The 24692-nt window shown below is 69.8% G+C and carries 24 protein-coding genes and 1 pseudogene; 20 read left to right on the top strand and 5 right to left on the bottom strand.

Annotated elements, in window-relative coordinates; genetic code table 11:
- Positions 1–6 precede the first annotated feature (6 nt).
- The 15 genes from E1264_RS01160 (at position 7) to E1264_RS01230 (ending at position 15667) form a co-directional block, all read left to right on the top strand.
- On the top strand, positions 7–684 hold the full coding sequence (locus E1264_RS01160; protein WP_132168622.1) for a GntR family transcriptional regulator: 678 nt from the start codon (positions 7–9) through the stop codon (positions 682–684).
- Positions 685–750: 66 nt separating this feature from the next.
- Positions 751–1875: a thiolase family protein gene (locus tag E1264_RS01165; protein ID WP_132168624.1), complete on the top strand. Its 1125-nt coding sequence runs from the start codon at positions 751–753 to the stop codon at positions 1873–1875.
- A gap of 14 nt (positions 1876–1889) precedes the next feature.
- Positions 1890–2318, top strand: a complete 429-nt coding sequence (locus E1264_RS01170; RefSeq protein WP_132168626.1) for an OB-fold domain-containing protein — start codon at positions 1890–1892, stop codon at positions 2316–2318.
- A gap of 12 nt (positions 2319–2330) precedes the next feature.
- Entirely contained in the window at positions 2331–3137 is an 807-nt protein-coding gene (locus E1264_RS01175) for an enoyl-CoA hydratase/isomerase family protein (RefSeq protein WP_132168628.1), read from the top strand.
- 53 nt (positions 3138–3190) lie between these two features.
- Positions 3191–5500: a CoA transferase gene (locus E1264_RS01180; RefSeq protein ID WP_165963900.1), complete on the top strand. Its 2310-nt coding sequence runs from the start codon at positions 3191–3193 to the stop codon at positions 5498–5500.
- The gene (locus E1264_RS01185) at positions 5497–6672 is read left to right on the top strand and encodes a thiolase domain-containing protein (RefSeq protein ID WP_132168632.1); all 1176 of its coding nucleotides are present in this window, start codon (positions 5497–5499) and stop codon (positions 6670–6672) included. Before E1264_RS01180 ends, E1264_RS01185 begins: the two co-directional genes overlap by 4 nt.
- Positions 6669–7115: a Zn-ribbon domain-containing OB-fold protein gene (locus E1264_RS01190; RefSeq protein WP_132168634.1), complete on the top strand. Its 447-nt coding sequence runs from the start codon at positions 6669–6671 to the stop codon at positions 7113–7115. The genes E1264_RS01185 and E1264_RS01190 overlap by 4 nt, the downstream gene beginning before the upstream one ends.
- A complete protein-coding gene (locus E1264_RS01195; RefSeq protein WP_207935649.1) occupies positions 7112–8503 on the top strand; it encodes a 3-oxoacid CoA-transferase subunit A in 1392 nt (463 codons plus the stop codon). The genes E1264_RS01190 and E1264_RS01195 overlap by 4 nt, the downstream gene beginning before the upstream one ends.
- Positions 8504–8511: 8 nt before the next feature.
- Positions 8512–9894, top strand: a complete 1383-nt coding sequence (locus E1264_RS01200; RefSeq protein WP_132168636.1) for an amidase — start codon at positions 8512–8514, stop codon at positions 9892–9894.
- Positions 9891–11330, top strand: a complete 1440-nt coding sequence (locus E1264_RS01205; protein ID WP_132168638.1) for an aldehyde dehydrogenase family protein — start codon at positions 9891–9893, stop codon at positions 11328–11330. Before E1264_RS01200 ends, E1264_RS01205 begins: the two co-directional genes overlap by 4 nt.
- Positions 11331–11341: 11 nt before the next feature.
- Positions 11342–12394, top strand: a complete 1053-nt coding sequence (locus E1264_RS01210) for an Ldh family oxidoreductase (protein ID WP_132168640.1) — start codon at positions 11342–11344, stop codon at positions 12392–12394.
- Positions 12391–13176, top strand: coding sequence for an N-acyl homoserine lactonase family protein (locus E1264_RS01215; protein ID WP_132168642.1), 786 nt, complete (start codon positions 12391–12393; stop codon positions 13174–13176). Before E1264_RS01210 ends, E1264_RS01215 begins: the two co-directional genes overlap by 4 nt.
- 274 nt (positions 13177–13450) lie before the next feature.
- Positions 13451–14740, top strand: a complete 1290-nt coding sequence (locus E1264_RS01220) for a hypothetical protein (RefSeq protein ID WP_132168644.1) — start codon at positions 13451–13453, stop codon at positions 14738–14740.
- Complete coding sequence (locus E1264_RS01225; RefSeq protein WP_132168646.1) at positions 14727–15182, top strand: hypothetical protein; 456 nt, start codon at positions 14727–14729, stop codon at positions 15180–15182. Before E1264_RS01220 ends, E1264_RS01225 begins: the two co-directional genes overlap by 14 nt.
- Positions 15179–15667, top strand: a complete 489-nt coding sequence (locus E1264_RS01230; protein ID WP_132168648.1) for a hypothetical protein — start codon at positions 15179–15181, stop codon at positions 15665–15667. Before E1264_RS01225 ends, E1264_RS01230 begins: the two co-directional genes overlap by 4 nt.
- Positions 15668–15713: 46 nt before the next feature.
- Here the strand turns inward: E1264_RS01230 and E1264_RS01235 are convergent, their stop codons facing one another.
- The 3 genes from E1264_RS01235 to E1264_RS01245 form a co-directional block, all read right to left on the bottom strand.
- Positions 15714–15902 (bottom strand): DUF397 domain-containing protein, encoded by a 189-nt coding sequence (locus tag E1264_RS01235; protein WP_132168650.1) that lies wholly within the window; start codon positions 15900–15902, stop codon positions 15714–15716.
- A complete protein-coding gene (locus E1264_RS01240) occupies positions 15899–16630 on the bottom strand; it encodes a Scr1 family TA system antitoxin-like transcriptional regulator (protein ID WP_165963901.1) in 732 nt (243 codons plus the stop codon). Before E1264_RS01240 ends, E1264_RS01235 begins: the two co-directional genes overlap by 4 nt.
- Positions 16631–16815: 185 nt before the next feature.
- On the bottom strand, positions 16816–18168 hold the full coding sequence (locus E1264_RS01245; protein ID WP_132168714.1) for a hypothetical protein: 1353 nt from the start codon (positions 18166–18168) through the stop codon (positions 16816–16818).
- 242 nt (positions 18169–18410) lie between these two features.
- On the opposite strand from E1264_RS01245, the gene E1264_RS01250 reads away from it, so the two are divergent.
- The gene (locus E1264_RS01250; RefSeq protein WP_132168654.1) at positions 18411–19052 is read left to right on the top strand and encodes a DUF305 domain-containing protein; all 642 of its coding nucleotides are present in this window, start codon (positions 18411–18413) and stop codon (positions 19050–19052) included.
- Positions 19053–19199: 147 nt separating this feature from the next.
- Positions 19200–19611, top strand: a pseudogene (locus E1264_RS01255) (arsenate reductase ArsC).
- Here E1264_RS01255 and E1264_RS01260 read toward each other — a convergent pair.
- Both E1264_RS01260 and E1264_RS01265 read right to left on the bottom strand, forming a co-directional pair.
- Positions 19608–20450 carry a hypothetical protein gene (locus E1264_RS01260; protein ID WP_243710688.1) on the bottom strand — a complete coding sequence of 281 codons (843 nt, stop codon included), beginning with the start codon at positions 20448–20450 and terminating at the stop codon, positions 19608–19610. The pseudogene E1264_RS01255 and the gene E1264_RS01260 sit on opposite strands and share 4 nt — an antisense overlap.
- Before the next feature lie 30 nt (positions 20451–20480).
- Positions 20481–21146, bottom strand: coding sequence for a TetR/AcrR family transcriptional regulator (locus E1264_RS01265; protein WP_207935651.1), 666 nt, complete (start codon positions 21144–21146; stop codon positions 20481–20483).
- Positions 21147–21304: 158 nt separating this feature from the next.
- Here E1264_RS01265 and E1264_RS01270 point away from each other — a divergent pair, with 158 nt between their 5' ends.
- Genes E1264_RS01270 through E1264_RS01280 form a run of 3 tightly spaced genes read left to right on the top strand, consistent with a single transcriptional unit; the run spans position 21305 to position 24689 of the window.
- Positions 21305–22924, top strand: coding sequence for a bifunctional 3-(3-hydroxy-phenyl)propionate/3-hydroxycinnamic acid hydroxylase (locus E1264_RS01270; RefSeq protein WP_132168660.1), 1620 nt, complete (start codon positions 21305–21307; stop codon positions 22922–22924).
- Positions 22921–23844 (top strand): VOC family protein, encoded by a 924-nt coding sequence (locus E1264_RS01275; RefSeq protein ID WP_132168662.1) that lies wholly within the window; start codon positions 22921–22923, stop codon positions 23842–23844. The genes E1264_RS01270 and E1264_RS01275 overlap by 4 nt, the downstream gene beginning before the upstream one ends.
- Positions 23844–24689 carry an alpha/beta hydrolase gene (locus tag E1264_RS01280; RefSeq protein WP_132168664.1) on the top strand — a complete coding sequence of 282 codons (846 nt, stop codon included), beginning with the start codon at positions 23844–23846 and terminating at the stop codon, positions 24687–24689. Before E1264_RS01275 ends, E1264_RS01280 begins: the two co-directional genes overlap by 1 nt.
- Positions 24690–24692: the final 3 nt, after the last annotated feature.

Genomic DNA, 24692 nt, shown 5'->3' on the forward strand with positions numbered 1-24692 from the left:
ACTGCCGTGACCGACCCGAAGCTCGACCTGACGATCGACCGCCCCGCCGAATCCGTCCCGGAGATGGTCGTGCGGCGTATTCGCGACGCGATCGCCGCGGGCCTGCTCCCGCCCGGTCGTCAGCTCACCGAGCGCGAACTCGTCGAACTGACCGGCGTGAGCCGGACGTCCGTGCGGGAGGCCATGCGGCACCTGCAGACCCTGGGGCTCGTGGAGCCGTCGCCGAGCCGCGGCGTCCGCGTGGCGAGGCTCGGCAGCGACGAGGTACGGGAGATCTACGAGGTCCGCGACGCGCTGGAGCCCGCCGCGGCGGAGCTGTTCGTCCTGCGCGCGACCGACGAGGAGGTCGCCGCGCTCGTGGAGAAGGTCCAGCCGCGCGACTCCGGCGACAAGCGGCTCCAGGCCATATACGAGTTCGACGAACTGCTCCTCGCGGGCGCCCGCAACTCGCTGCTGAAGTCGATGCTGGAGCCCCTGCACACGCGCATCCACGCGCTGCGCAGCCTTTCGGTGACCATTCCCGGCCGGCATGAGGCGTCCGCGCGGGAATACCTCGAACTCGCCGAGGCGATCGCCGCCCGCTCGCCCGAGCGCGCGGCCGAGGCGGCGCACCGCCATGTCCGGGCGGCCGCGAAGGCGGCCCTTGAAGCTGTGGAAATCCTCGAGAAGAAGCACCCGAAGTAAAAGCACAACTCCGGTGGCCGCCCAGGGCCACGTCGGCACGAGTACGAGGGTGATATCGCCATGGCCATGAAGGATGTGGCAATCGTCGGCGTCGGTTCGTCGGACTTCCGGCGGCTTTACGCGGACAAGAGCCAGCCCAACGATGTGTACCAACTCGCCGCAGAGGCGTTCAGGGACGCCCTGGACGACTGCGGCGCCACTCAACAGGACATCGACGGACTCCTCTGCATCAACATCAAGTACGGCCAGTTCGGAGAGACGGCCGGGGTCACCGGGCCGGGGTTCGTCCACGACCTGGAAGGCACCGGACGGATGGCCGGCGTCGCCCTGCAGGAGGCATGCGCCCTCGTCCGCTCGGGAATGGCGGACATGGTCGCCTGCGTGTACGCGACGAACGGCAGGACGGCGGGCACGAAATACGGCGGCGGGGACGCCGATCCGGCGGGCGCCTACGACGCCATGTACGGAATGACGTCCACGGGCGCCTACGTGTCGATGATGTACCAGCGGTACCGCGCCATGTACGGGGCACCGGACGACGCGCTGGCCCCGCTCGCCATCAACAATCGCGCGAACGGCGCCCGCAACCCGATCGCGGTGTTCCAGAAGGAGATCGACCGCGACGAGTACCTCTCGTCGCGGTACATCGCCGAGCCGCTGCGCAAGCTGGACTACTGCATCATCAACGACGGCGCCGTTGTGTTCATCGTGACGTCCGCCGACCGGGCCCGCGACATGCGGAAGAAACCCGTCCTGGTGGCGGGCACGGCCGGCCGCGCCGAGCTGAGCCGCAGCTACATCAGCCCCGACTTCTACTTCGAGACGAGCGCGGCCGTGGCCGACCGGCTCTACCGGGAGACGGGAATCGGCCCGGACCAGATCGACTGCATGCAGGTGTACGACAACTTCCTCCCGACCATTCTCTTCACGCTGGAGGGTTTCGGTCACGCGCCTCGCGGCGGGTCCTGGGAATGGATCCGCGACGGATGGATCGAGCTCGGCGGGAAACGCCCGATGAACACCTCGGGCGGCCATACGAGCGAGAGCTACATGCAGGGCTTCGCGTTCCATGTGGAAGCGGTACGGCAACTGCGCGGCGAAGCCGGTGACCGGCAGGTCGAGAACTGCAGGACCGTGCAGTACATGTGCGTCTCGCCCATCGTGACATCGCACATCTTCGTGGCCGACTAGAAGGGGGCAAGCCGATGGACGTCGCGGCCTACGCGAAACTCTTGCCGGACATCACCCCGCGCAACAAGCCGTTCTGGGACGGCTGCGAAGCCGGCGAGCTCCGCCTCCAGAAATGCGCGGACTGCGGGCGGCACCGCTTCCCGGACGCCCCCGTGTGCCCCGAGTGCCTTTCCAGCTCGGCCACCTGGGAGGCCGTCAGCGGAGCCGGAACCATCTGGTCGTGGTGCACGATGCACCAGAAATATTTCGCCGCGTTCGCCGATGAGGTCCCTTACCGGCTTGTTTATGTGCGGCTGGCCGAGGGTCCGCTCGTGATCAGCGTACTGGCCGACGAACCGACCGAAGAACTGCGCCTCGACCAGCCGGTTCACGCGGTGTTCCGGCCGAGTCCCGGCGGGCGGGTCATTCCACAGTTCAGCACCGGCGTTGCCGCAGGGAAGTGAGGTTGAACTCCCATGGATTCGATCGCTGACCACGACCTCGTCCGGTACGAGGACCTGTCCGACGGCGTCGCGCGCATCACGCTGAACCGTCCCGAGAAACGCAACGCGATGAGCCGGGCCGCGCGCGCGGCACTGCTGGACGTCCTGGACCGCTGCGACGGCGAGGCCAAGGTGATCATCCTCACCGGAGCCGGGCCGGCCTTCTGCGCGGGCGTCGACCTCAAGGAGTCCGCCGAGGAGGACATCGACGCCGACCGCCGCGGCGCGGGGCGGCGCACGAGCTGGCTCACCGTCCAGGAGCGCATCCGGCAGCACTCGGCGATCGTCATCGCCGCCGTCAACGGGTACGCGCTCGGCGGCGGGCTCACCCTCATCAACTCGAGCGATCTCGCCGTCGCCGCCGACGACGCGCCGATCGGGATGCCCGAGGTCGGCTTCGGCCTGTATCCCGGGCTCGCGGGCCCGTCCACGCAGCTCAGGCTCGGGGCGAAGCGCGCGGCCTGGATGGTGTTGACCGCCGACCGGATCACCGGCGCGACGGCGGCGGAATGGGGCCTGGTGAACGCCGCCGTCCCGGCCGCCGAGCTCCAGTCCGCCGCGCTCGACCTCGCGCGGCGCGTCGCCCGGCACAACGCGGTGACGCTGACGTGGGCGAAGCGCGCCCTCCACGAGATCCCCATGTACATCTCGGACTGGACGAAGGCCCTCGAGTACGGTGAGGACGTCCGGCACCAGATCACGGCACGCTCGGACGTGCTCGACGACCGCCATGCGACGCACCGGATGGCGGTCGGCCGGACCGGCGACGGCGCGCGATGAACCGTCCAGACGCCGCCGCCGGGGGAGCCACGCGAACCGGCAGGGTTCTCCGGGTGGTCGAGCTCGCCGAGGGCGTGGCCGCCCAGGTCTGCGGGCGGCTGCTCGCCGGCCTCGGCCACACCGTGACCAAATGCGAACCGCCGGGCGGCGACCCGCTCCGCACCCGCGAGCCGGTCGACGCCGGCGGCCTGAGCTACACCTTCGCCGCGCTGAACGCCGACAAGCGGAGCGTTCGGCTCGATCCGTCCACCCCGGAGGGCCGCGACCGCCTGACGGAGCTGCTCGCGGCGGCCGACGTCCTGATCACCGACGTCGGCCCGCGCAGGTCGGCGGAGACCGGGCTCACCCCGGCCGGCCTGCGCGCCGCCCATCCGCGGCTGGTCGTCGTCGCGATCACGCCCTACGGCGCCGGCGACCCGCGCTCTGACGCCTACGGCGACAGCCTGCTCGCCGAGTGCTACGGGGGCCTGGCCGCGATGGTCGGCGAGCCGGACCGGCGCCCGCTGAGCCTCGGCGGCGAGCAGGTGGCGCACGCCGCCGCGTTCGTGGCCTTCTACGGAGCCATGCTCGCGCTCCGCCGCCCGGGCGGCGATGTCGTGGACGTCGCGCTCTGCGACGTTGCCGCGTACATCGACTGGAAGAGCGACATCGTCTACACCGAGACCGGCCAGATCCCCGTCCGGACGGGCACGAGCATCGGCCGCTGGCGGACGGTCGAGGCCGCGGACGGCTGGATCGGGTTCATCTTCCAGCCGGAGCAGTGGGACAGCGTCGTGAAGCTCGTCGGCGACCCCGCGCTCGAAGACCCCAGGCTGCGCGGCGACAAGGCGCGCTTCGAGCTGGTCGACTCCTGGTGGCCGGCCGTCGAGCGGTGGGCCGCGCAGCGCACCAAGCGGGAGATCTACCACGCCGCGCAGCGCCTCGGCCTGCCGTTCGGCTACGGCGCCGACCTGGCCGACCTGGCCGCCGACCCCCAGTACCAGGCCAGGTCGTTCATCTCGGACGGCGACGGCGCGACGCTGGCCCCGCTGGTCGGCCTCCCGTGGCGCTTCGGCCCCCCACCGTCCCTGACCGGCGACGACGACGAAGCCGCCGAGCCCACCCCGCTCCGACCCGTCCCGCCACAACCCGTCCCGCACACGGCGGACGGCCGGGGCAGGGCCCCGCTCGAAGGGTTCGTCGTCCTCGACCTCGGCACCATCACGGCGGGGGCCGCCACCGGACGGCTCCTCGCCGACTACGGCGCCACGGTCATCAAGATCGAGGCGAGGGAGCGGCCGGACGCGTTCCGCGTGTGGCCGGTGCCCGGCGCGGGCGACGCCGAGGTCATGGAGGAGTCGCCGCTCTTCGAGTCGAACAACGCCGGCAAGCTGGGCGTCACGCTCGACCTGAAGACCGAGGCCGGGCGGGCGGAGATGCGGCGGCTCGTCGCGCGCTCCGACGCGCTGATCGAGAACTTCACCGTCGGCGTCACGCGCCGCCTCGGCATCGACTTCCCGACGCTGATCGAGGTCAACCCGCGGCTGATCTACCTGTCGCTGTCCAGCCAGGGGCAGTCGGGCCCCGAGTCGGGCACCCGGTCCTACGGCTCCAGCCTCGACCTGCTGTCCGGCCTCGCGTCGGTCACCGGGTACGCGGGGGAGCGCCCGATGTGGTCGTCGGCCGACATCAACTACCCCGACCAGATCGTCTCCCTCTTCGGTGCCGGTCTGATCGCGTACTGCGCGGTCCAGGACCTGCGCGGAACGTACCTCGATGTGTCGCAGCGCGAGCTCGTGAGCTGGACGCTCGCCGACCGCATCATCGAGCATCTCGACACCGGGACCGTTCCGGAGCCGTCCGGCAACCGGCGTCCCGGCAGCACCCCGCACGACGTGTACCGGTGCGACGGCGACGACCAGTGGATCGCCATCGCCTGCCGGACGGACGCCGAACGCGCCGCGCTCGCGGCCCTCATCGGCGCCGACCGGATGGCGGGCGAACCGGCCCGCTGGTGGGAGGAGAACCACCGCGAGGTCGACGCCGCGATCAGTGCCTGGACCCGGCGGCGCCGGAAGGACGCGTGCGTCCGCGAGCTGACCCGGGCCGGGGTACCGTCCGCGCCGGTCCAGTCCGCCCGCGAACGCGCCGAAGATCCGCATTTCCGGCGCCGCCGGGTCTTCCTCGACGAACCACGCAGGCAGAAGGGCTTCCCGCTGCGGCTGTTCGGCTACGAGCCGCCGCAGCCCCGCCCGGCCCCGAGCCTCGGCCAGCACGACACAGAGATACGAAACGGCCTCTTGCCAGGCCCAGGGGACGCCGGGGACGTGCCCGCCCCGCGCCCCGCCGAGTTGCCGTCCCCGCGTCCGGGAGGATCCCTATGAACGCCAACGATGCCGCAGTGATCATCGGTGCCTATGAGCATCCAGGCCGCGAGCTGCCGGACAAATCGCTGGCACAGATCCACGCAGAGGTAGCCATCGGGGCCCTCGCAGACGCGGGACTGACCCTCGACGACGTAGACGGCTACTTCTGCGGCCACGACGCGCCCGGGTACGGCGGCGGCTGGGTCACGATGGCCGAGTACCTGGGCCTGCGCAACCTCACCTACATGGACTCGACGGAGAGCGGCGGCGCCTCGCCGATCTACCACGTGTCGCACGCGGCGGCGGCGATCGCGGCCGGGAAGTGCAGCGTCGCGCTGATCACGCTGGCGGGCAAGCCGCGGACGGGCATCCAGCCGGGCGGCGGCGGCCCGGCCCGCCCGGAGGACGACTTCGAGACCGCGATCTACACCGGCGCCGGCCTGGTGAGCACCTACGCGCTCGCCGCCCGCCGCCACATGTACGAGTTCGGCACGACGAGCGAGCAACTGGCCGAGATCAAGGTGGCGGCGTCGAAGCACGCGTCCCACAACCCGAACGCCTTCCTGCAGAAGGTGCTGACGGTCGAGGACGTCGTCAACTCGCCGATGGTCGCCGACCCGCTGCACCGCGCCGACTGCTGCGTGGTCACGGACGGCGGCGGCGCCGTGGTCGTCGTCAGCCGCGAGGTCGCCCGCGGCCTGGACCGGCAGGCGGTGAAGATCATGGGGCAGGGCGAGGCGGCGAAACTGACCAACGGCGGCAAGGTCGACCTCACCTACACGAGCGCGGTGTGGTCCGGGCCGCGGGCGTTCGAGCAAGCCGGAGTTACGCCGCAGGACGTCGACTACGTGTCGATCTACGACAGCTTCACGATCACCGTCCTGGAGATCCTGGAGGACCTCGGCTTCTGCGCGAAGGGCGAGGGCGGACGCTTCGTCATGGACGGGACGCTCGTCGCCCCCCACGGCAAGCTCCCGTTCAACACCGACGGCGGCGGGCTGAGCAACAACCATCCGGGCCACCGCGGCGGGATCACCAAGACCATCGAGGCGGTGCGGCAGCTGCGGGGCGAGGCGAACCAGGGCGTGCAGATCCCCGACTGCGAGATCGCCCTGGTGCACGGCAACGGCGGCGACCTGGGCACCCGGATGCGCAGCGCCACGATGATCCTTGGGAGGGACGGCGAATGAGCGAGGTACGGAGCCCGGTGCTGCCCGCGACGCCGCCGGTGATCAACCCGGACACCGCGGAGTTCTGGAAGGCGACCACCGAGGGCACGTTCCTCGGCCGCCGCTGCGACGACTGCGGGTCGGCGATCTGGTACCCGCGGCCGATCTGCCCGTTCTGCCACGGCTCGAACACGCGGTGGGAGGAGTTCAGCGGGCGCGGCTCCGTCTACTCCTACAGCGTCGTCCACCGGGCCGGGGGCGCGTGGAAGGGCGTCACGCCGTACGTCCTCGCCTATGTGGAGCTTGAGGAAGGGCCCCGGGTGATGACCAACATCGTCGACTGCGACGTCGAGAAGGTCGCCATCGGGGACGCGGTGGAAGTGGTGTTCGAGGACACCGGAAACGGCAGCGCGCTGCCCCGCTTCCGTCCGGTGCAGAGCGCAGAGGAAAAGGGACAGGCATGACCATCAACAAGGTGTACGAGTCTCCGCTGGCGGCCGTCGCCGACGTCCCGGACGGCGCGAGCGTGTCGATCGCGGGTTTCGGCAAGACCCACAGCTTCCCGACGAGCCTCACCGTCGCCCTCCGGGAGCAGGGCGCCCGGCAGCTCTGCCTGGTCGCCAACTCGCTCGGCGAGGGCCCCTACCGTTCGATCACCCTCGTGGAGAACCGGCAGGTCAACCGCCTGATCGTGTCGTTCTCGGCGCGGGCGGGGGAGGCGACGTCGGCGGCCGAGAAGCAGATCGCCGCGGGCGAGATCGAGGTCGAGCTGGTGCCGCAGGGCACGCTCGTCGAGCGGCTCCGCGCCGGGGGCGCCGGGATCGGCGCGTTCTTCACCCGCACCGCCGTCGGCACCGCGGTCGCGGAAGGCAAGGAAACCCGTGTGATCAACGGTGTCGAGCACGTCCTGGAAATGGGGCTGAAGGTCGACTACGCGCTGATCCGCGCCGCCCGCGCCGACCGCTTCGGCAACCTGGAGTTCGACGGCGTCGGACGCAATTTCATGCCCGCCTTCGCCAAGGGCGCCGAAATCACGATCGCCGAAGTGGACGAGATCGTCGAGGGCGAGCTGGACCCCGAGCGCATCGGGCTCCCGGGCATCTTCGTGAGCAGGGTCGTCCGCAAGACGGTCGACGTCCCGCACGACTTCCCGGTGGTGCGGGAGGGGCGCGGCGCCGACAGCGCCCGCACCTACAACGGCAAGCAGGCGCTGACCCGCAAGCAGATGGCGGAGGTCGCGGCCGGGCTCGTGCCGAACGGCAGCTACATGAACCTGGGCCTCGGAATCCCGACGCTCATCTCCGATTACATTTCGGGGCGCGACATCGTCCTGCATTCGGAGAACGGCGTGCTCGGCTACGGGACGATCGCGTCCCGCGAAGACTACGACCCCGAGATATACAACGCGGGCGGCCAGTACGTGCACCTGGAGAAGGGCGCGTCGTTCTTCGAGAGCGTGACGTCGTTCGAGATGGTGCGCGGCGGCAAGGTCGACTTCGTCGCGCTCGGCGCGTTCCAGGTGGACGCCGACGCCAACCTCGCCAACTGGAGCACCCCGAACATGGTCGGCGGCGGCATCGGCGGCGCCATGGATCTGGTCGCGGGCGACGTCAACGTGATGGTGCTGATGATGCACTGCGACTCCAAGGGCAACCCGAAGCTCGTCAATTCCTGCGAGTACCCGCTGACCGGGCTGAACTGCGTCAACATCGTCGTCACCGACCTGTGCGTGCTGCGCCGCGTCGGCGAGGTGTTCAAACTCGAATACGTGGCGCCGGGGTTCACGGTCGACGAGGTCGCCGCGCTCACCGAGTTCGAATTCGACGCGTCGGACTTCGAGCCGGCGGCGTAGAGGCCGCCGTGTCGGATCTCGCCGGAATGACGGCCGCGGAGCTGGCCGGGGCGTACGCGCGGCGCGACGTGTCGCCGGTGGAGGCGACCCGCGCCGCGCTGGCCGCGATCGAGGAGCGCGACGCCGAGCTGAACGCGTTCGTCCTGGTCGACGCCGACGCCGCGCTCCGGTCGGCGGCCGAATCGGAGGCCCGCTGGTCGGCCGGGACGCAGCGCGGCCGGGCCGACGGCGTCCCCACGTCGGTCAAGGACCTCGAACGGACCCGCGGCTGGCCGACGCTCCGCGGAACCTGGCTGGCGGACGAGGCAGGCCCATGGCCGGAGGACTCGCCGAGCGTGGCCAGGCTCCGCGAGGCGGGCGCGGTCCTGATCGGCAAGACCACGACACCGGAGTTCGGCTGGAAGGGCGTCACGGACTCGGACCGGTTCGGGATCACCAGGAACCCGCTGGACCCGGCGCTGACGCCCGGCGGTTCCAGCGGCGGCTCGGCGGCGGCGGTCGCGGCCGGGATGGGCACGTGGTCGGTCGGCACGGACGGCGGCGGGTCCGTCCGGGTGCCGGCGGCCTTCACCGGGACGGTCGGCTTCAAGCCGACCGGCGACCTGATCGCGACGTACCCGCCGGGCAGCAACGGCCTTCTCTCCCACCGCGGCCCGATCACCCGGACGGTCCTAGACGCCGCCATCATGCTCGACGTGATCGGCCGCCCCGACCCCCGAGACTGGGCCGCGCTGCCCGCCCGGGACGGCTCGTTCACAGACGGCATCGAAGAAGGCGTCAAGGGCCTGACCATCGGCTACTCGCCCGACCTCGGCTACGGACGCAACGACCCGGAAGTGGCGTCGCTGGTCGCCGACGCGATCGACGCCCTGGCCGACCTGGGCGCACACGTCACAGAGATCGAGCCGATCTTCGACGATCCCGTAGAGGCGTTTCAAACACTCTGGTGCGCCGGAGTGGCCCGCACGCTCAAGCCCTACGGCCCGGACGACCTGACCCGGGTAGACCCGGCGCTCCTCGAGTACGCGGAGAAGGGCCGCGGAATCACCGCCGTCGAATACCTGGACGCGATGGCCGTCTGCGCAAATCTCGGCCTCCAAATGGCGCGGTTCCACGACAAATACGACCTACTGGCGACGCCGACCGTCCCATGCGTCGCGTTCCCGGCGGGGCAGAACGGCCCGGCCCCCGAGCAGTCGCAGGTCTGGGCGTCGTGGACGCCCTACACCTACCCCTTCAACATGACCAGGCAACCGGCGCTGAGCGTGCCGTGCGGCCGCACGCGTTCCGCCGGGCTCCCGGCCGGGCTCCAGCTGGTGGGTCCCCGCCACCAGGACGCCCGCGTGCTCAGGGCGGGACGCGCCTACGAGACGAGAGGACAGCAGGCATGACGGACCTACCCGCGGTCGAGAACCTGATCAACGGGGAATGGCTGCGCAGCGACCACGAACGCACGGTGCACCACAAGTTCACCGGCGCACCCCTGGCGACGTCGTACGACGCGACGCCCGCCATGGTGACCAACGCCGTGACCGTCGCCCGCGCCGCGAGCCGCACCCCCCTCAACCCCCTGCAGCGCTACGAGATCCTCCGCGCGGTCGCCGACCAGATCGCGGCGAACCGCGAGCAGCTCGCCCTGGACGTGGCCCGCGAGTCCGGGTTCAGCGTGAAGGACTGCCTGGGCGACACCGACCGCGCCGTGCAGACGATGCTGACGTCCGCCGAGGAGGCGAAGCGGATCGACGGCGAGGTCGTCCCGATCCAGGCCGCGCCCGGGTTCGCGCACCGCCTCGCGTTCACGATCCGCACGCCGGTCGGCGTGGTCGGCGCGATCACGCCGTTCAACTCGCCGCTGAACACCGTCGCCCACAAGGTCGGACCGGCGCTCGCGGCCGGGAACGCGGTGATCGTCAAGCCGTCCCCGTTCACACCGATCGCCGCCGCCGCGCTCTGCCGGATGCTGCTGGACGCGGGCCTGCCGCCGGGCCTGATCGGCCTGGTGCTCGGCCCGGGCGACCCGGTCGGGCAGGCCCTCGTGGACGACGAGCGCGTCGACTTCATCACCTTCACCGGCAGCACCGCCGCCGGAAAGGCCATCTCCGCACGCCTCGGCATGCGCCGCGCGACGATGGAGTGCGGCAACGTGTCCGCGACCATCGTGTGCCGGGACGCCGATGTCCTCTCGGCAGCCCAGCAATGCGCGCGGGGCGCGTTCCGCAAGTCGGGCCAGGTATGCACGTCCGTACAGCGCCTCTACATCCACACGGACGTCCTGGACGAATTCCTGGGCGAACTGTCCGCCGCCGCATCGAAGCTCGTCCTGGGAGACCCGGAGGACCCGTCGACCGACATCGGTCCGATGATCAGCGAGGCGGCGGCGAAGCGCGCCGAGGAATGGGTGCACGCCGCCGTCGACCAGGGCGCCCGGATCGTGACCGGCGGCGACCGGACGGGCCCGATGATGTCCCCGACGATCCTGGTCGACGTGGCGCCCGACGCGCGGCTGCTCTGCGAGGAGGCGTTCGCGCCCGTCGTCTCCGTCGTCCCCTTCGACGACCTCGACGCCGTGATCGACAAGGTGAACGACACCCCGTACGGCCTCCAGGCGGGCATCTTCACCCGGGACCTCGACACCGCCCTCACCGCCGCCAAGACCCTCCGGATGGGCGGCGTCGTGATCAACTCGACGTCGAGCACGCGCGCGGACCTGATGCCGTACGGCGGCGTCAAGGACAGCGGCTACGGCACCGAAGGCCCCCGCTACGCCATCCGGGACATGACGGAGGAGCGCCTGATCCTGATGGAGCCCGCCGGCGGATCGAGGTAGGGGCCCGTCCGATGTCGACCGTCCGAATCTCCCCCGACGACCTCCGGGACGCCGCCACCCGCATATTCACCGCGTGCGGCGTCCCCCCGGACGATGCCCGGCTGGTCGCGGACAGCCTCGTCCAGGCCGACCTGTGGGGACACCAGTCGCACGGCGTGCTGCGCGTGGGCTGGTACGTCGACCGCATCCGGTCGGGCGTCATGTCCGGCGAGACGAAAACCGAGCTGGTCACCGACCACGGCGCCGTCGCGACCCTCGACGGGCACGACGGCGTCGGCCAGGTGATCACGGCCCGCGCCGCCGAAGAGGCCATCGACCGGGCGCTGAAACACGGCATCGGCGCCGTCTCCGTGCGGAACTCGAACCATTTCGGGACCGCCGCGTACTTCACCAGAATGGCGCCGCCACGCGGTTGCATCGGCATCCTGACGACGAATTCGAGCCCCGCCATGGCCCCCTGGGACGGACGCGGCAAACTCGTCGGCAGCAACCCGTGGTCGATAGCGGCCCCCGTGGACGGTGACCGCCAGATGGTGCTGGACATCGCCAACACCGCCGTAGCCCGAGGGAAGATATACCTGGCCCGCAACAGAGGCGAGGAGATCCCGGACGGCTGGGCCGTCAGCGCAGACGGAACCCCGACCCGGCACCCCGAACAGGCCCTCCTCGGCACCGTCCTGCCCATGGCCGCCCACAAGGGATACGGCATCTCGGTGATGATGGACGTCCTCTCCGGCGTCCTGAGCGGAAGCGGTTTCGGCTCGGGCGTCAGCGGGCCCTACCAATCCGAGCTGCCGGGCCGGTCCGGGCACCTGTATCTGGCCCTTAACATTGCCTCGTTCACTCCCGTGCAGGAATTCGAGGAGCGCATGCAGGCCCTGGTCGCGGAACTCAAATCCGGGTCCCGGCAGGATGCGGAAGAAGTGCGCTACCCCGGCGAACTCGAAACCCTCGCCGAAGCGCGGAACGCGCGAGAGGGCCTGCTCCTCCCCGAACGGACCATCACCGACCTGCGCCAGGTAGCCCACGACCTGGGAATCGACGTGCTCATGGAGGACCGATGAGCATCACCGTCACCCCGATTCGCGTCGGACGGTCGAAGGACGTCCCGCTGGCCGCCGCCGTCTACGGCTCGGCCAGCAACGCGACCATCGACATCCACATGTTCATGTTCGTGATCGAGGCCGGCGGCACGCGCATCGTCGTCGACACCGGGACGCTGGACCCCGAATACGTCCGGCGGCACCACCCGTACGCCTTTGTCCGCACCCCGGAGGAACTGCCCGAGACGGCCCTGCGCGAATGCGGCGTCGACCCCGATGACGTCGACTACGTCGTCAACACGCACCTGCACTGGGACCACTGCTCGAACAACAACCTGTTCCAGAACGCGCAGATCCTGGTGCACCGGCGCGAACTCGAATACGCGATGAACCCGCTGCCGCTGCACGAGCGCGCGTACGAGAAACTGCCGGGCCTCCAGGCGCCGTGGATGTCGGCCTGGGACCGCATCGAGGCGATATCCCGCGAACAGCAGATCTGCCCGGGCGTCACCGTCGTCCCGCTGCCGGGGCACACTCCCGGTTCCCAAGGCGTCCTCATCGAATCCGACTCCGGCCGCTACCTGCTCGCGGGCGACGCGATGGGCGTCTACGAGAACTGGAACCCGGAGGACTGGCGAAAGAGCGTCGCGCCGACCATCCACACCAACCTCTTCGACTGCTACGAGACCTTCGAGTTCGTCGCCGGCCTCGACTGCGAAGTGATCCCGAGCCACGACCACCGCATCATCGAGAGCCCCCTGTTCCAGCACATCGTCACGACCGAAACCCAAGCTGCCTCCTGACGCCCCCGCCTAGCGGATTCAGGGGATATTCGCCTTCTCGCAAAAGCTTCGTCGGCACCCTCACCCCCAGGACACGAAACCAAGGCCCACCAGCCACACCGTCGCGGATTCGTGTGATCACTTCCTGTGCATTGTCAGGGAGAGGTGCAATTCCCGGACGAGCACGGTTTCATTGACGCGCGGCGTTACCTGACGTTGGCCCCGCGCGTCCCGGGTGGCGTCCGCCCATGGCCGGGCCTGTCGACCCGGCGCCGTCCGGCGGAAGGGCTGATTGGTGGGCGTCGACCACACCAGCGGGACCGAGACCACCGACCAGCCGCAGCCGTCCAGCGAAACCCCGCAGCCACCTCCGGACCGCCCCGGCACCCCGGGCCGCCCGTCGAGGCAGGAGAGCTGGACCGCCGCCAGCACCCCCACCGAGACCGCCCCACAGGACTCGGACGAAACAACCGACGACAAGCCCAGCGCGGAGACCCCGGAGCCAGAGGCCGCCCCCGACCGCGAAACGCCAGGCACACCACGCGCCGACTCATGGACACGTGCACGGGAAACACAACAGGCGGACACAGACGAGCCGCGCACCGAGGACGCGCGAGCCCCGGCCGAACCGGAAGCCGAACAGCCCGCGCCGGGACGGGGACCACGGGCAGAATCGTGGGCACGCGCGGCCGAACCACAGAGCACACCGGACACCGGGACCTCCGAGACCGACGCCCCCGACCGCCCGGACGGGCAAGAAGCCCAGACCGGCGAACAGGACACACCCGCCCAGGAATCGCGCCCCGAAAACGACGACAGGACGGACGACTCCGAGCCCCTACTCCCCGACCGCGACCACGCCACCGAAGACGGCGACGAGCCCATACCGGGCACCGCCGAGCCCGGCGAACCGCGCACCGAACAACGACCCGAGACCGAGGCGCCGTCCGAGCCCGGCCGCGAGCCCGCCGAGGGCACCGCACCTGGCGCCGAGCGGGCCCCGGACAGCGGACGGCAGGCCACCGACCACGACGACCCTCGGCCGTCCCCCGAGGATGCGGAAAGACCCGACGAAATCGCAGACGGCCCCGGCAACGGCCGTGGTAGGAACTCTGAGAACCAGCCCGCGTCCCCGGCATCCGAGGAGACCGAGACCGACCCATTCGCCGGACTCCCGACCCGCGCCGACCTCGACCCCGCCAGCGCCGGAGAACTCACCGCCGAACGCGGCGAACCTCTCGCCCCCGTCAACGAGAACCAGGATTGGCGAGAACCCGAGCCCGAGCGGGATTCGCGTGAGAAGAGACTCTTTCGAGGATTGAATGATGACCTTGAAGAGGCACTCAAGAACGCAAGCAAGTTCAGCCAGAACGCACAGGACGCATTCAAGGACAATCCGCCACCGAGTGACCGCTCGACCAGTACCGGGTTCAACAGGGACGAATTTCATCCCGCGACCAATACGGTCGACTATCCAGATGTGATCACCGGTGCGGTGGCAACGGTCATGTTCGGGATCGGCCTATTTCACGGCCTCCGCAAAGGTGCCGAAGCAATAAAGAGGAGAAACGATGATCGTGACTGACGACCAGGTAGCCGCCTTGCGCGCCCAGCTTGCCGGAGACGTTGACGAGCACCGTCGGCTGTTGAGCCAGTTGGATCCGAAGGCGGCCAACGTCGGCTACGTCGCCTTGATCACCGCCGCCTTCTTGGAGGCCGTGCGGCGACGCTTCGTCAAGGATGGGAAGCCCGCCGATGATGATGAGATCATCGAGTTCGTCGCGTCCGTCAGGGAGCGTGGAGAGGACCTGCCCAGGGCGATCGACCCGACGGTGGCCGAAACACTGATCAAGATCGCTCTGGAGAAACTGCCTCCCGATGGGCGCGACGACATCAGTGGTGAGGTGTCGAACGGCCACAAGATCGTGCTGCTCGCCGGGCTCACCGCCGACGCCCGGCTCACCCCTGCCGAACTCGATGCGTTTCTGGCCAGGGCTCGGGAGTACGTGGAGGAAATGCTCTCGTGAACGATTATTCAAGCGTCGTGGTGAGGGACGAGCATGTTGAGGCGCTGCGCCTGTTCTTGCTGGGCGACCCCGAGTGGCCGAAGGCGCTCAAGGATCCTGAGCGTGAGGGCGACGCCTTCGCACTGATGGTCTACGCGGCGTTCGCGGTCGTGGTGCGGCGAGAACTTCCACCGACTTTCACGTACCCGCAGATTGTTCGGTACGTCGCTGACCTGAGGACTTCCCGCAACGGAGGTGAGCGGGGAATCGACCCCCGGGTGACCGAGAACCTAATCCGGGCCGCCCTTGGCGATGCCTCCGTCGATGAGGAGCCAGACCCCGCCCCCGAGATCGTCGCAGCGGGCGAGCTGGCGGTCTTGGAGGACCTACTTCCTAGGTCAGTCGCCGACGAGGCTGGGCTTGAGGACTTCCTAGGGGAGTCGGCCGCGTTCGCACGGGCATGGCTGACGGCTCGGCAGGAGAGGGAGCAAGCTTCGGCAGGATGAGTCGGCTCCTCCGGCCCCGGTGGGTGGGCGGTGCCTTGGGGGACGGTCAGCGGGCGGTGTGCTGCTTGATCTGCTCCACGAGGCTGGCCAACTGTGCAACGGTCAGGGTGAGGTGGCCACCGCCCGGGTTCTTCGAGTCTCGGACTCCGATGCCTGGCGTAAGCTGTCCCAGCTCAACGCAGTGTTGGTCGTCCGCCCCGCCGCTGTGGGTGCTCTTACGCCACTGAACGATCATTCGTAGCTCTCCAAGTACCGCTTGATGATCTCGCGGGAGGCGTCCAAGGAAGCCGCCTTCGCGCCGATGCGATCGAACTTAACCGACAATTCCCGGACCTCGCCAGGAGTCTCGATCAAGCGGCCACCGTTCTGGGCGCCCGAATATGCGATGTCGCGGCCCTCCAGGCTAAGGACCTGGAGTGATCCGTCAACGCCCAGGTGAGCGCCCGACTTGAAGGGGACGATGCGGAGGCTGACCTGCGGTAGGTCGGCCATGGCGAGCAGATGCTCCAGCTGCGCCTTCTGCACCTCCGGGCTGCCGGCCTCACGCGCCAGGACGCTCTCATCGAGGAAGGCCCACATCTCGACGTCGGTTCCCCTCGCGAAGAACGACTTCTTCCTCGCGGCGCGCTCGGCCATCTCCGCCTCGAAGTCCTTGGGAGTGCCGGACTGGACGTACGCCCAGGTGTACTCGTCGGTCTGGAGGGCGAGTGGGATGACCTGGCCGTGGTACGTCTTGATCAGGTTCGCCTCCTGCTCGTACTTGACGAGTTGCTTTCCCCAGTTGGGGTCGTGTGCCATTCGGGCAAACCAGAGCAAGAGCTGAAATAGCAGGCCTGTCCCGTAATACCGGTCGAGCGCCTGCGCGTGGTCGTCCTGGAGGCGTCGGCGACCCGCTTCGATATTGGAAACACTCCCCCGGGTCACTCCCATGATCTGCCCGCACTGGGTGAGCGAGAGACCCATGGTGCGGTGCCACGCGCGACCCGGCCGGGGGCAAATGGGTGTGGGCGCGAATGCGGCCGTAGTGGGCTCAGCGCGGTGTGCTGGCGTCATGAGGAGGGGACCTGATGGCGGCGCGCCCCGAAAGGGACGGGCCCCCGGCCCCGCCGAGGTCGGCGGGGCCGGGGGCCCGTCAGAGTTGTGTCAGGTCAGTCGAAGTAGTTCGGCTGGGACTGGGCGTTTAGGACGTCCAGCCTGACGCGCTTGGCCTTGTCGGTTCGGTAGTCCCGGAGGTCGATGACGTCCAGGCCTCGCTGGATCTCGTTGGAGTAGATGTAGCCGTTGTAGTAGTACGCCGACCACGTTCCGGCCAGGTACTGGAGATTGTCCGCCCACTGGGGACGGTCCAGCCAGGCGATCTCCTTCGGGTTGCTGGAGTCGGTGAAGTCCATGACCGAGATGCCGCCCTGGTACCAGGACTGCACCATGATGTCCTTGCCCTTCACCGGGATCAGCGAGCCGTTGTGGGCTACGCAGTTCTCGTTGGCGGTGTTGTGCCGCGGGATCTTGTAGTAGCTGCGGAACTTCAGCTTGCGGTGCTTGCCCTTCCCGACGATGTCGTAGATGGCGTTGGCGCCCTTCTCCGGCCCGATCTCCGCGTTGCAGGTGGCCGCGGAGCCGCCGCCCAGCTCGTCGGTGAACACGATCTTCGTGGCGCTGTTGTTGAACGTCGCCGAGTGCCAGAACGCGAAGTTGTCGTCGTCGCGCACGCTGGTGATGGTGCGCGGCTTCAGCGGGTCGGAGATGTCGAACAGCACGCCGTCGCCCATGCAGGCACCGGCCATCAGGTCACGGTCGGGGTAGGCCGTCAGGTCGTGGCAGCCCGAGGTGGCGCGGGTCTGGTTCGGCCACTGCGTGTCCGGCGGGTCGCCGGGGTTGCCGCCGTCCGGGAACAGCACCGGCTCGGCCGCGACGTGCGCCGCCTCCGGGTTCCGCAGCGGGACCTTCACGATCGAGATCAGGTCGTGCGGGGTCTTGCAGTCCGGGTAGGTGTCGTTCGGCGAGTACGAGGACACGTAGATGTAGGCGTTGCGCTTGCTCGGGACGAGCGTGTTGGTGTGCGAGCCGCACTTGGTCTCGACGGCCTTGACGTACCGCGGGTTGCGGACGTCGCTGATGTCGAAGATCTTGATGCCCTCCCACGCCGACTTCTCGGTCGCGGGCAGCGGGGTTGACTGGCACGAGTCGTCGCTGCGCGAGCTGTCGGTCGACAGGAACAGCAGGTCCCCGGCGATCGACACGTCGTTCTGCGAGCCCGGGCACTGCACGACGGTGACGACCTGCGGCCGCCACGGCTTGCTGATGTCGTAGACGGTGAAGCCCTCGTAGTTGCCGCCGAAGGCGTAGCGGCCCTTGAAGGCCCAGTCCGACCCGTACGCGTTGGGTGCGGCGAGCGGCCCCTGCTTGGGGATGTTCGCCAGGTGGTGCATGTTCGGGCTCTTGGTGATCTCGTCGTCCGGGGCGCGTCCCGCCGACGCCGGCGGGACGAGCACGGTGGACATCACCAGGACGATGCCTGTGAGGGTCCCCAAGATGGTTCTGCGTCTTGTGATTCGCTTGGGAGCTGGCGTCACCCTGGACTCCTTTGTCTGCGCGGGTCCATCAATGGACCCGGATCTCCGGAGTATGTGGTGCTTTGGGTTCAATGTATAGGTCTTGACCTGCCTGGATACAGAAGGCACTTTTGTTTAATCCTGTTCTGCGGATACCGTCCGGGTGCCGGTCTGGACGTGCGGGAGGTTCGATGAGGCACCGGATCGCGGTGGCGGGCGCGGTGGTGGCGCTGGCCGCCGGCGTCCTGACAGGATGCGGCGGCGGTGACGACGGTGAGCCCGAGGCGGCCCCGTCGCGGACGGTGGTGGTTCCGGGGCGTCCGGGCGAACCCAACAAGACGCAGGTCGCGGGCCCGCGCACGGTCGCCGCGCCCACTGCGGCCGAGGTCAAGTTCGTGCAGATGATGGTGCCGCATCACGCCCAGGCGCTGGAGATGTCGAAGCTGGCGCCGGGCCGGGCGTCCGACAAGCGGGTGCTGTCGCTGGCCTCCCGCATCGACACGGCGCAGAAGGTCGAGATATCGGCGATGCGGTCGTGGCTGGAACAGAACGCCGAGGCCGTCCTGAAGGCGTCCGGACGGAACCACGGCGGGCACACCGGCATGCCGGGGATGGCGACACCGGAGCAGGTCAGGCAGCTACGGGACGCGAACGGCGCCGCGTTCGACAAGCTCTATCTGACGTTGATGATCACCCATCACCAGGGCGCGCTCACCATGGTGAAGGACGTCCTGGACAGGGGGACCGACGTCACCGTTCAGGAGTTGGCGCGCGACGTCCAGTCCACGCAGATGGCCGAGATCGGCCGCATGCGGGACCTGCTCTCGGGCTGACCGGCCGCCGCGACCGCCCGTATTCACAGTGGTGACGGCCGCGCCTTCGCATGCCAGAACATCGTGGACGAGGAACCGGCAGGACGTCACCGCGGTCGCGGCCTACGCGACGTTCGCCCTCTCCTTCTGCGAACACGGAGGAAACCCATGACCGGCAAGCCCAGTGTTCTGTTCGTCTGCGTCCACAACGCCGGGCGCTCGCAGATGGCCGCCGCCTATCTGACCCATCTCGCCGGGGACGCGGTCGAGGTCCGCTCCGCCGGGTCGGCGCCCGCCGGCCAGGTCAACCCCGCCGTCGTCCAGGCGATGGCCGAAGAGGGCATCGACATCTCCGCCGAGATCCCCAAGGTCCTGACCACCGACGCGGTCCGGTCCTCCGACGTCGTGATCACGATGGGGTGCGGCGACGCCTGCCCCCGTCTTCCCCGGGAAGTGCTACCTGGACTGGCGGCTCGATGACCCGGCCGGGCAGGGGGTGGGCGCCGTCCGTCCCATCCGCGACGAGATCCGGGGCCGTGTCGAGGCCCTGGTCGCCGAACTTGTGCCTGGGGCTTCCTAGGCGGACGGACGCGGCATACCGATCGGGTTGGGGAACGGCATGTCGCCGCGCTCCGTGACGGTGTGGGTGAGAGGGGCCAGCAGCCGGTAGAGGCCGTCCGGGTCGTTCAGTGCCTTGTAGGGCGGGGTGGCCAGGGCGTCCGTCCGGTGTTCGATGTCGGCTCGCAAGGCGCGGGCGGTTTCGGTGGCGTCCTCCCCGTTCAGGAGCCCGCGGGCGGTGAGGGCGGCGGACGCCTCGTCCCAGTCCTCCTGCGTCCATCCGCGGCTCTTGAACACCATCGCCCTCGGGACGTTGCCCATGACCGAGGCCAGGACGTTGGACTCCAGCCCGTTCAGGCCCTCCGCCGCCAGGAGGGCTACGTGCCCGTCGCCGCGGTGCTCCCGCAGCGTCGTCGCCAGCTGCCAGAGTGCCGCGACGGGGTCGTCCGGCAGGGGAAGCTCGCGGTTGGCGGCGAACAGGACTCGTCCGGCCCCGTCCGCAGCCTCGATGGCCGGGCGCAGCAGGGGCACCGCCTCGGCCGCCACGTCGTCGATCTGCGGTGCGATCCGGCGGAGCGCCTTCGCCGCTGTCGCGGCGCGCATGCGCAGGATGCTCTCGGGGGAGGCGAACGTCCAGGCGTCCGGCACCGCCCGCCGCACCCGGGCCGGATGGATACCGTAGAAGGACGCCTCGATCACACCGGCGGGGACGGGCCCGAGCGGGGCGCCCCGGCTGCCGAAGTACCCCATCCAGTAGCCCTTGAGGCCGGCGTCCTTGTTCCCGTCGACGCACTCGGGCGAGAAGTACGTCACCGTGTGGAGGGGTTCGAGGACCATCCAGAAATCACGCGCGATGGACACGATGATCCAGATTCCCCGTTCCCGGTGCGATCAACCGGCCGGCTGGGAGTCGGTGCCGGCGCGGAGCCTGGCGACCCGGGCCTCGCCCAGTGCGGCGATGGCCTCGGCGAGCAGCGTCATCTGGTCGGCGAGGCCGCGGTCGGGCTCGGCCTGCAGCGCGACGAAGGCGCCGTCGAATCCGGCGATGCCGAAGTAGTCCAGCTCGTCGGCGACGGCCTGCGCGATCTCCGCGCCCTCGGGGGCGAAGGACGCCGCGATCATCGTGTTCATGTGCGCGCGGCCGTCCCGGCGCACCTGCTCGATCATGGCGTCCACCTCGGCCTCGGCGGCCTCGGCGCTCATGACGAGGAGCAGGTGCAGGCGCAGGAACTCCGGGCGGGCGAGGAAGACCTCGCCGGTGCGCTGGAGGTACCAGGTGAGCCGCTCGCGCGGGGTGGCCGCGTCCGGCCCGCCCGCCTGCGCCGCGCGCATCGCCGCGAAGAAGTCGTAGGCGCCGCGTGCCATGACCGCCGTGAGCAGCCCGGCCTTCGACTGGAAGTGGTGGTAGACCGCGCTCTTGGGCAGGCCGCTCTCCCGGCTCAGCACCGCCAGCGAGGTGGCGGCGTAGCCGCGCTCCGCCATGATCCGGGAGGCGACGTCCAAGATCTCCTCCCGGGACCGATGGCCACGACGGTTCCCGCTCTTCTCTGCCTCCACGGGTTGAAGCATAGATGTCCCCGCCTTTACGCCTGCCACCTGCGGTTCTGCAGTGTGGAATTTCCTGGACCCGGCTCGGACGGTCATGTGAGGGTGGTCACGATCGTACCGACCGATCGGTACAATACTGCGATCGGATTCGTTCTTCCGGAGCGCACATGACCCAGCATTTCGACGCCGACGTCGCGATCGTCGGCTACGGCCCCACCGGCGTGACGGCCGCGCTCACGCTCGCCAAGCACGGCGTGTCGGCCCTCGCGTTCGAGCGGGACGCCGACATCTATCCCCGCGCCCGCGCCGTCACCGTCAACGACTGGACGATGCGGATCTTCCAGAGCCTCGGCATCGACGATCGGATCACCAAGGTGATCGAGCCGCAGCGGGCGCTGCGCTGGGTGACCTACGACGGCGCCGAGATCATGCGGGTTGAGCATCCGCCGTCGGCGCTGGGCCCCGGGCCCCGCTTCTACAACATCTACCAGCCGGTCATGGAGGCCGAGCTCCGCGCCTGTGCCGAGGAGTGCGGCGAGCTGATCGGCGTCCGCTACGGCGTCGAGGTGACCGGGCTGGAGCAGGACGCCACCGGGGTCACGGTGACGGCGGCGGACCTCGCGACGGGGGAGACGCGGACGGCGCGCGTCCGGTACGTGATCGGCGCGGACGGCGGCGGCAGCGCCACCCGTGCCATGATCGGCAGCCGGCTGCTCGGCGACACGATCGACGTGCAGTGGATCGTCATCGACTGCCGCGTCAAGCGCTGGTGGCCCGACCGCGACCTGCTCACGTTCTGGTCCGACAGGCAGCGTCCGGTGGTCGACATCGCGCTCTCCGCCGGGAACCACCGCTGGGAGATCCCGCTCAAGCCGCACGAGACCGAGGCCGACTTCGCGACCGAGGACGCCGTCTGGCCGCTGCTCGACGCCATGGGCGTCACCACCGACGACGTCTCGATCCACCAGTGGGCCTTCTACCGCCACCACACCCGGATGGCCGACACCTGGCGCGCGGGCCGGATCTTCCTCGCCGGGGACGCCGCCCACCTCATGCCGCCGTGGGCCGGGGCCGGGATGCAGACCGGGATGCGCGACGTCCACAACCTGGGCTGGAAGCTCGCCCGCGTCCTCAAGGGCGAACTCGACGAGCGCTGGCTCGACACCTACGAGGCCGAGCGCCGCCCCAACGCCGGGTTCTACACCGAGCTCGCCGTCCAGCTCGGCCGGGTCATCAAGCAGGAGGCCACCCCGGCGGAGATCGAGGAGATGAACCGGGTCCCGGAGGGCACGGTCACGCCGTTCGAGCCGCCGCTGATCGCGCCGCCCGTCCTCGACGCGGGCTGGATCCGCGGCCCGCTCGGGGACGCCAGCATCGTCGGCCGCATGGTCCCGCAACCCATCACAGGCGACACGGCGGGCCGGATGGCGCGCCTGGACGACCTGCTCGGCGACGGCTTCGTCCTGCTCGGCGCCGATGTCGACCCGTCCGCCCTGCTCACGCCCGCCGAGAAGGCGCAGTGGGACGAGCTCGGCGCCCGCTACGTCGCGATCCGGCCCAAGACGGCCTACACGCAAGGACCGGACGAGCTGGTCGACCTTGACGAGGTCCTGCTCCCGTGGCTGGCCCGGTACGGGGTCCGCGCCATCGCGGTGCGCCCCGACCGGTTCGTCGCGGCCGCCGACGTCTCCGGCCTCGCCACCCCCGACCTGCCCGCGTCCGCCGTCGGCGCGGTGCCCGCCCAAAGCTTGGCCGCCACCCCGGCCGTTGAGAGGAGTGCCCGATGAGTGGAGTCAAGGAACTGGCGTACGTCGTGTACGAGGTGAGCAGCCTCAGCGACTGGGAGCGCTTCGGTGTCGACCTGATGGGCATGCAGCTCGCGGACAAGACCGCCGACAGCATCGCGCTCCGGACGGATGGGAAGGCGTACCGCTGGCTCGTCCGGCAGGGACCCGCCGACGACCTGGCGGCCAGCGGCTACGAGGTCGAGAGCGACGCCGCGCTGGACGAGATCGCCGGGCGGCTGAAGTCCGCCGGAGCCGAGGCCGCCGAGGGCGACGCCGCGCTCGCCGCGTCCCGCAAGGTCGACCGCATCCTCGTGACCGCCGACCCGATGGGCAACCGCATCGAGCTCGTCACCGGCTTCGCGGACGCCGACAGCCCGTTCCGCTCGGACGTCCTGCTGGGCGCGTTCGTCACCGGCGCCGGAGGGGCGGGCCACCAGGTACTGCTCTCCAAGGGCGTCGCCCGCGAGACCTACCTGGAGTTCTACGAGGGGCTGCTCGGCTTCCGGATCTCCGACCTCATCGTCGAGGAGGTCGCGCCGGGCGTCGTCGCCGACCTGATCTTCCTGCGCTGCAACCCGCGCCACCACTCCGTCGCGTTCGGGGACATGCCGCACCCGAAGCGGACCCACCACTTCATGGTCGAGGTCACCGACGTCCGCGACGTCGGCACGGCCTACGACCGCTGCATGGACGCCGGGCAGCCGTTCGAGATGACCCTCGGCATGCACCCGAACGACCACATGTTCAGCTTCTACGTCCAGACGCCGTCGGGCTTCAGCGTCGAGTACGGCTGGGGCGGCCTGCTCGTGGACGACGACACGTGGGAGGTCAAGACGCTGGACCGCCTGCACAGCTGGGGCCACCGCCCGCCGGAGGTCGTCGCCGGACTGCTCGCCCAGGCGGGAAGGGCGGAGGGCTGATGGCGCTGACGCAGGCCGACGCGGCGCGCACCGTCCAGACCAAGGACTGGACGCTCCGCTACTACGAGGCGGGCGAGGGGCACCCGGTCGTGCTGCTGCACGGCAGCGGCCCCGGCGCGACGGGCTGGAGCAACTTCTCCGGCAACATCGAGGCGCTCGCCGAGCACTTCCACGTGTACGCGGTGGACATGCCCGGCTGGGGCGGCTCCGACGCCACCACCGTCGACCGCCTCGACCACGTCGAGGCCGCGATCCAGTTCCTGGACGCCCTCGGCATCGAGAAGGCCGCGTTCGTCGGCAACTCGATGGGCGGGCAGACCTCGATGCGACTCGCCACCGAGCACCCGGACCGGATCACGCACCTGGTCACCATGGGCCCGCCGGTCGGGCGGCTGCCGTCCCTCTTCGCCGCGGGCGACGGCCCGTCCGAGGGCCTGAAGATCCTCATCGAGACCTACCGGGACCCGAGCCCCGAGAACATGCGCCACCTCGTCGAGATCATGTGCTTCGACAAGGCCCGGTTCGCCACCCCGGACCTGTGCAAGGCCCGGTCGGACGCGGCGCTCGCCCGTCCCGAACACCTGCGCAACTACGTCGACGGGCTGCCGAAGGGCGCACCGCTCCCGATCTGGGTCAAGCCCGAACTGCTGCCGGACATCAAGGTCCCGACGCTGCTGATCCATGGCCGCGACGACCGGGTCGTCCCGTTCGAGAGCTCGCTCTATCTGCTCGCCACCATCCCCGACAGCCGCCTGGTCCTCCTCAACCGCTGCGGCCACTGGGCGATGATCGAGCACGCCGACGAGTTCAACCGCCTGGTCACGGACTTCGTCCGCAACACCTGACCG

Source organism: Actinomadura sp. KC216 (assembly GCF_004348535.1).
Taxonomy (GTDB): domain Bacteria; phylum Actinomycetota; class Actinomycetes; order Streptosporangiales; family Streptosporangiaceae; genus Spirillospora.

Coding starts and splice junctions, on each gene's coding strand:
- E1264_RS01240 (WP_165963901.1), bottom strand. CDS start 16,630: ATGGGTCTCTCGCTCACCCAGTGCGGGCAGATCATGGGAGTGACCCGG.
- E1264_RS01210 (WP_132168640.1), top strand. CDS start 11,342: ATGTCGACCGTCCGAATCTCCCCCGACGACCTCCGGGACGCCGCCACC.
- E1264_RS01195 (WP_207935649.1), top strand. CDS start 7,112: ATGACCATCAACAAGGTGTACGAGTCTCCGCTGGCGGCCGTCGCCGAC.
- E1264_RS01170 (WP_132168626.1), top strand. CDS start 1,890: ATGGACGTCGCGGCCTACGCGAAACTCTTGCCGGACATCACCCCGCGC.
- E1264_RS01190 (WP_132168634.1), top strand. CDS start 6,669: ATGAGCGAGGTACGGAGCCCGGTGCTGCCCGCGACGCCGCCGGTGATC.
- E1264_RS01205 (WP_132168638.1), top strand. CDS start 9,891: ATGACGGACCTACCCGCGGTCGAGAACCTGATCAACGGGGAATGGCTG.
- E1264_RS01275 (WP_132168662.1), top strand. CDS start 22,921: ATGAGTGGAGTCAAGGAACTGGCGTACGTCGTGTACGAGGTGAGCAGC.
- E1264_RS01245 (WP_132168714.1), bottom strand. CDS start 18,168: ATGTCCACCGTGCTCGTCCCGCCGGCGTCGGCGGGACGCGCCCCGGAC.
- E1264_RS01250 (WP_132168654.1), top strand. CDS start 18,411: ATGAGGCACCGGATCGCGGTGGCGGGCGCGGTGGTGGCGCTGGCCGCC.
- E1264_RS01235 (WP_132168650.1), bottom strand. CDS start 15,902: ATGATCGTTCAGTGGCGTAAGAGCACCCACAGCGGCGGGGCGGACGAC.
- E1264_RS01165 (WP_132168624.1), top strand. CDS start 751: ATGAAGGATGTGGCAATCGTCGGCGTCGGTTCGTCGGACTTCCGGCGG.
- E1264_RS01280 (WP_132168664.1), top strand. CDS start 23,844: ATGGCGCTGACGCAGGCCGACGCGGCGCGCACCGTCCAGACCAAGGAC.
- E1264_RS01185 (WP_132168632.1), top strand. CDS start 5,497: ATGAACGCCAACGATGCCGCAGTGATCATCGGTGCCTATGAGCATCCA.
- E1264_RS01175 (WP_132168628.1), top strand. CDS start 2,331: ATGGATTCGATCGCTGACCACGACCTCGTCCGGTACGAGGACCTGTCC.
- E1264_RS01225 (WP_132168646.1), top strand. CDS start 14,727: ATGATCGTGACTGACGACCAGGTAGCCGCCTTGCGCGCCCAGCTTGCC.
- E1264_RS01215 (WP_132168642.1), top strand. CDS start 12,391: ATGAGCATCACCGTCACCCCGATTCGCGTCGGACGGTCGAAGGACGTC.
- E1264_RS01270 (WP_132168660.1), top strand. CDS start 21,305: ATGACCCAGCATTTCGACGCCGACGTCGCGATCGTCGGCTACGGCCCC.